This is a genomic window from Halomonas sp. BC04 (assembly GCF_000568385.1).
Map to the genome: position 1 here is coordinate 1 of NZ_AZQX01000367.1, position 5458 is coordinate 5458.

Consider the following 5458-nt stretch of genomic DNA (forward strand, 5'->3'; position numbering starts at 1 on the left):
GGAGTCGATGACGCTGGTGATATCACTGATCTTCTTCGAGCTGGCCGAGATACCGCCCATGGTCTGCACCACGCGATCGACCACCTCACCGCCACGCTCAGCGGTCGTTGAGGCATCCAGGGCCAGGCCGCTGGCCTGACGGGCGTTGTCGGCATTCTGGCGAACCGTCGCGGTGATCTCCTCCATGCTCGCCGCCGTCTCCTGGAGCGATGCCGCCTGCTGTTCGGTGCGCGACGAGAGATCGGCGTTACCACCGGCAATCTCGCGGGTACCGATATGTATCGAGCCGCTGCTGTCGCGCACCTGCCCGACGATACGTACCAGGCTCTGCTGCATGTTGCGCATGGCGTTGAAGAGCTTGCCGATCTCGTTATGGCTCCCCTCCGGTATCTTTCCGGTCAGATCGGCCTTGGAAATGGTCTGGAGATGCTGGACCGCCGAATTCAGGGGGCGAACGACCGTTGCCCGCAGCCCCAGATAGACTAGCAGCAGCACAACAGCGGCCAGCAGCAGCGCCCCCAGCTTGATCAGCTCGAAGCGATCCGCCTGCCGCTGGAAGTCTGCCACCATCGCTGCACCGCTATCGAACCCGTGGGCGACGAAGGCGGCCATGCTGGCGCCCAGGGCCTCTGCCGGCTCGATCAGCTCATCCCGCAGATCACCGAACCCAGGCGTGTTGAGCTCATCGAGAGCAACATGCTGCTGGCGCACCAGATCCAGCACGGTGGTGAAGTTCGACTCCACGTCGGCCGCAAGGCGCGCACCCTGTTCCGACTTGACGGAAGCCGAGAAGTTGGCGAGTCGCTGCTCGGAACGATCAAGGTGGCTGGACGCCTGCGCCAGCTGCTCGTTGGCCTGGGCCATGCGGCCCAGCATGACCTGATTGGAAGCGATCTCGAGGCTTACCCGGGCCGCATTGAGCAGCGCATCGGCGCGGTTGATCTCATTGAGCTGTTGTACGTTGATCCGATCAAGGTCGGCCAGTGTCATGCCCGCCTGTCGATCCGACAGAGCCGACAGCAGCGCTACCAGCCCAATCAAGACGGCAAAGCTGACAAGTGCGGCAATCACGGATACGTGAATGCTGATGTTGCGGATGAATCGACTCATATCGGCAGTTCCTCGCGCTCGTTGACGCTAGCGTCTTCAGTCTTGATTGTTATGGTCAGACCCGCTGGGCCCGGCCGGAAGCCGCCACCAGGGCCATCAAGCGTTCCGGTATATCGTCAAGGCCGAGCACCTCGGCTGCCCCACCCAGGGCGATGGCCTCACGAGGCATGCCAAAAACCACACAACTCGCCTCGTCCTGGGCCAGCGTGGCCGAGCCCGCCTGGCGCATCTCGAGCAGCCCTGCCGCACCATCCTTGCCCATGCCGGTCAGAATCACACCGATGGCATTACGGCCCGCCTGGGTCGAGGCGGAATGGAAGAGCACGTCCACGGACGGGCGATGGCGGTTGACAGGGGGGCCATCGTCCAGCCGAGCCACATAGTTGGCCCCACTGCGAGCCAGCTTGAGGTGGGAGTCCCCCGGGGCGATATAGGCATGCCCCGGCAGCACCCGCTCACCGTCGCTGGCCTCCTTGACCGATATCTGGCACAGCCGGTCGAGCCGCTCGGCAAAGGAGCGGGTGAAGCCGCCCGGCATGTGCTGGGTGATCAGGATGGCAGGGCTGTTGGCCGGCAGCGGCTCCAGCACGGCGCGTATCGCCTCGGTACCGCCCGTCGAGGCGCCGATGATGATCAGCTTTTCACTGGAGACCAGCGGCGCCTTCAGCGTTGGTCTTGGAGTCGCCTCCGGCCGCCTGGCTTGCCGGGGTCGCGACTTGGCCGCAGCCGGATCTTCTCGGCGATATCGTTGGCATAATCCATCATGCCATTGCGAATCCCCAGCGCCGGCTTGGCCACGAAGTCGACGGCACCCAGCTCCAGAGCCCGAAGCGTGACTTCGGAGCCAGCCTGGGTCAGCGACGACACCATCAGGACAGGCATGGGTCTCAGCCGCATCAGACGCTCGAGGAAGTCGAGGCCGTCCATGCGCGGCATTTCCACGTCCAGGGTCAGCACATCGGGGTTGTGGCGCTTGATGAGATCACGTGCCACCAAGGGGTCTGGTGCCACGGCCACGACTTCCATATCCGGCTGGGAGTTGATGATCTCGCTCAGCAGGTCGCGAATCAGGGCTGAATCATCGACACACAGCACTTTGATCCTGTTCGATCCCAAGACGAGGCCTCCTTGATGGCAAGGGCCGCTCGACACGGCCCAAGACGAATGTTGGATAGGTCTACCATCGGCCTGTCCGGCCAGAACTTTAGCGCTCAGGCGATAAACGTTGGCAGGCCGAGAAAATGTAGTGAAAACTCAACGGTGACTGGCAAGGGTGTAGACGGTCTGCCCCCTCAGCCGGAACACCTTGCTGATATAGGAGAAATTCTCGGAGTGCCCGGCAAACAGCAGTCCATTGGGCTTGAGCAGCGGCGCAAAGCGCTCGAGGATTCGCGCCTGGGTCTCCTTGTCGAAATAGATCATGACGTTACGACAGAAGATTGCATCGTAGGGGCCCTTGACCGGCCACTGGGGCGCCAGCAAGTTCATCGACTGAAACTCCACCAGCGACGAGACCTCGGGCCGAATCCTGGCGAACCCTTCATGCCGCCCCTTGCCTTTCTGGAAGAACCGCTTCACCCGCGCCTCATCGAGCTTGCGCACCTGCTCGATGGGATAGACCCCCGCCCTGGCTCGTGCGAGAGCATCCGTATCGATGTCGGTGGCCACCACTCGGGCATCGGAGGCCTTCGAGCCAAGAGTCTCCAGCAGAGTCATGGCAAGCGAATAGGGTTCCTCGCCCGAGGAGGCAGCGGCACTCCAGATGCGCACCGGCCCACTGGCCTGGCGAATGTGCTCGGCCAGCAGCGGGAAATGGTGCATCTCCCGAAAGAAGGCGGTGAGGTTAGTGGTCAAGGCGTTGGTGAACTCCTCCCACTCCCTTGCATCGGGCTGGCGTGCCAGCCTGGCCAGATAGTCGCTGAAACGAGTCAGGCCATGATGACGAAGGCGCTTGGCGAGTCGGCTGTAGACCATCTCGCGCTTGTGCTCGGCGAGCACGATACCCGCTCGCTGATAGATCAGCTTGCGGATCTGGCCGAAGTCCTCGTCGGTCAGGATCAGATCACGCTCGAGCTGACCGAGACCGGACCACTGGCCCGGATCGGCGCCGGAGTCTGGCTCTGTTGTCGTCAAAACGTTTCCCACTCTTCATCCATGGATGACGCTGCCTTGCCCTGCTTCGCCAGTGGCGACGCCACCGGTCGCGGATCGTGCTGCAAGGAGGCCACATCGGGACGCGCACTGTGCTCCCTCACCTCGGCTTGCGCCGACGCGATCGCCTCGACCTTTTCAGGTCCTGCACCACGCAAGCGGAACACTCGGATTGCCTGGGCCAGCTGCTCTGCCTGATGCTGCAGGTCGCTGGCCGCACGGGCACTCTGCTGGACGCGCTCGGCATTCTGCTGGGTCACCTGGTCCATCTCGGTGATCGCCTGGTTGATCTGGCCGATACCACTGCTCTGTTCCTCGGAGGCGGCGGTGATCTCGCCCATGATGTCGTTGACCCGAGTGGAAGCGGACACCACTTCCGCCATGGCGCTCTCTGCCTTCTGCACCTGGGACGCGCCCTCCTTGATCTCGCTGGAGGAGCCGTCGATCAGCTGGCGGATCTCCTTGGCGGCATCCGCGCTGCGTCCCGCCAGGCTGCGCACCTCACCGGCCACCACGGCGAAACCGCGGCCCTGCTCACCGGCCCGCGCCGCTTCCACCGAGGCATTCAGGGCCAGGATATTGGTCTGGAAGGCGATCCCGTCGATGACATTGATGATGTCGGTCATCTTGTTGGAACTGGCGGTGATCCGCTCCATGGTCTTCACCACGCCATGCATCAGCTCCCCGGTATCACGCACGCGTCCGGCATTGTCCAGGGCCAGCCCACTGGCCTGGCGGGCGTTGTCGGTATTCTGCTGCACCGTGGTGGTCATCTCCTCCATGCTGGAGGCGGTTTCCTGCAGCGAGGCGGCCTGCTGCTCGGTGCGTGCCGAGAGGTCCTCGTTGCCGCGGGCGATGGAGCGCGATGCCGGTGTCACCACATCAATACCCTGCTGCACGCTGTGGGTCGTGGTGTAGAGACTCTTGCGCATGGTATTGAGCGCCTTGAGCAGCACCCCGACTTCGTCACGCCGCTGCTCGGGGGAGCGCACCGCCAGGTTGCCGGAGGCGACCTGCAGCGTGAAGTCCACGGCGCGCCGCAGCGGCCGTGTAATCGAGCTCAGGGTCCAGAGCCCCAGCATGATAAGAAAGGCGACGCCGAGCGATACCGCGATGACCTGCCCCTTGAGCATCAGTGCCTGGCCCTGGGCCGCCTCTTCGGCCAGCTCGTTGGCAAAGCGCAGCTTGTCCTCCACCAGCACGTTGATGCTTTGCCCGATCAGTTCGACTTCCGCGCGCAGCACATCGTTGAAGGCCTCGTAGGCGGCGAAACCGCTGCCCTCGATAAGGGCGGCCATCGTGGGCCGGATGCCCTCCTGCACCGCGACCTCGAGCTGGCCATCCAGGGTGGCTATCTCCGACTGGGTGGGATCCTCGCCTTCCAGGAAGCTCTGCCAGGAACCCTCGATGCGCTCGACAACGGCATTGACCTCATCGTCGAGCTCATGGATCTGCTCCAGACGCAGCGCACGCGGGTTGCGCACCGGACGCTCCAGGTCGATCATGAGCTGGCTCAGCAGCTGATCGATCCGCTGGAGATCGGCGATATCCTGCACGCCATTGTTGTTCAGCTGTGCCACCCGATCGCCCGACACCTGCAGGCCATAGACGCCGGCCGCACCGCTGAGCAGCAGCAGCAGCACGGGAACCAGCGTCATCATGACCAGCTTGGCGCGAATGGTATGCAGATTGAGGCGGGAGACGAGACCAAGAGGACCCCGCCGCACCAGTTGCCCCTGACGGAAAGCCAGGTGCCTGGCACGCCCCTCACGCAGGCGGGCGTAATCGCCTGCGGCCTTTTCGGCTGCCGCCGGGTCGGCCTTGGCACGCACCGAGGTGTACCCCTGACACTTCCCCTCTTCGAGGATCGGGGTAACGGTGGACTGAACCCAGTAATGATCGCCGTCCTTGCGACGGTTCTTGATCACCCCCTGCCAGGTCTCCCCTTGCTTGATGGTCTGCCAGAGGTCGGCAAACGCCTCCACCGGCATATCGGGGTGACGGATCATATTATGGTGGGACCCGATCAGCTCATCATGGCTGAAGCCACTGACCTCCACGAATGCCGCATTGGCATAGGTGATTCGCCCCTCCAGATCCGTGCGAGTGATCAAAAGGTGCTGATCGCTCAGCTTGTATTCACGCTGTGTCACTGGCTGATTGTCGCGCATATTGTTTATCCCTTGTCACCTAGCCA

The 5458-nt window shown here is 63.2% G+C and carries 3 protein-coding genes and 1 pseudogene; all 4 read right to left on the reverse strand.

Features of this window, described 5'->3' with window-relative positions; translation table 11 throughout:
- A partial coding sequence (locus tag Q427_RS24755; RefSeq protein ID WP_043518014.1) for a methyl-accepting chemotaxis protein occupies positions 1-1110 on the reverse strand: 1110 nt, incomplete at its 3' end.
- 55 nt (positions 1111-1165) lie between these two features.
- A pseudogene (locus Q427_RS24760) lies at positions 1166-2226 on the reverse strand (protein-glutamate methylesterase/protein-glutamine glutaminase).
- Positions 2227-2364: 138 nt separating this feature from the next.
- Positions 2365-3243: a CheR family methyltransferase gene (locus Q427_RS24765; RefSeq protein ID WP_043518015.1), complete on the reverse strand. Its 879-nt coding sequence runs from the start codon at positions 3241-3243 to the stop codon at positions 2365-2367.
- On the reverse strand, positions 3240-5432 hold the full coding sequence (locus Q427_RS24770) for a methyl-accepting chemotaxis protein (RefSeq protein WP_043518016.1): 2193 nt from the start codon (positions 5430-5432) through the stop codon (positions 3240-3242). Before Q427_RS24770 ends, Q427_RS24765 begins: the two co-directional genes overlap by 4 nt.
- Positions 5433-5458 lie beyond the last annotated feature (26 nt).

What these genes read in the sequence shown, in the direction of transcription:
- Q427_RS24770 (WP_043518016.1), bottom strand. Translation starts at nt 5,432, where the DNA reads ATGCGCGACAATCAGCCAGTGACACAGCGTGAATACAAGCTGAGCGAT.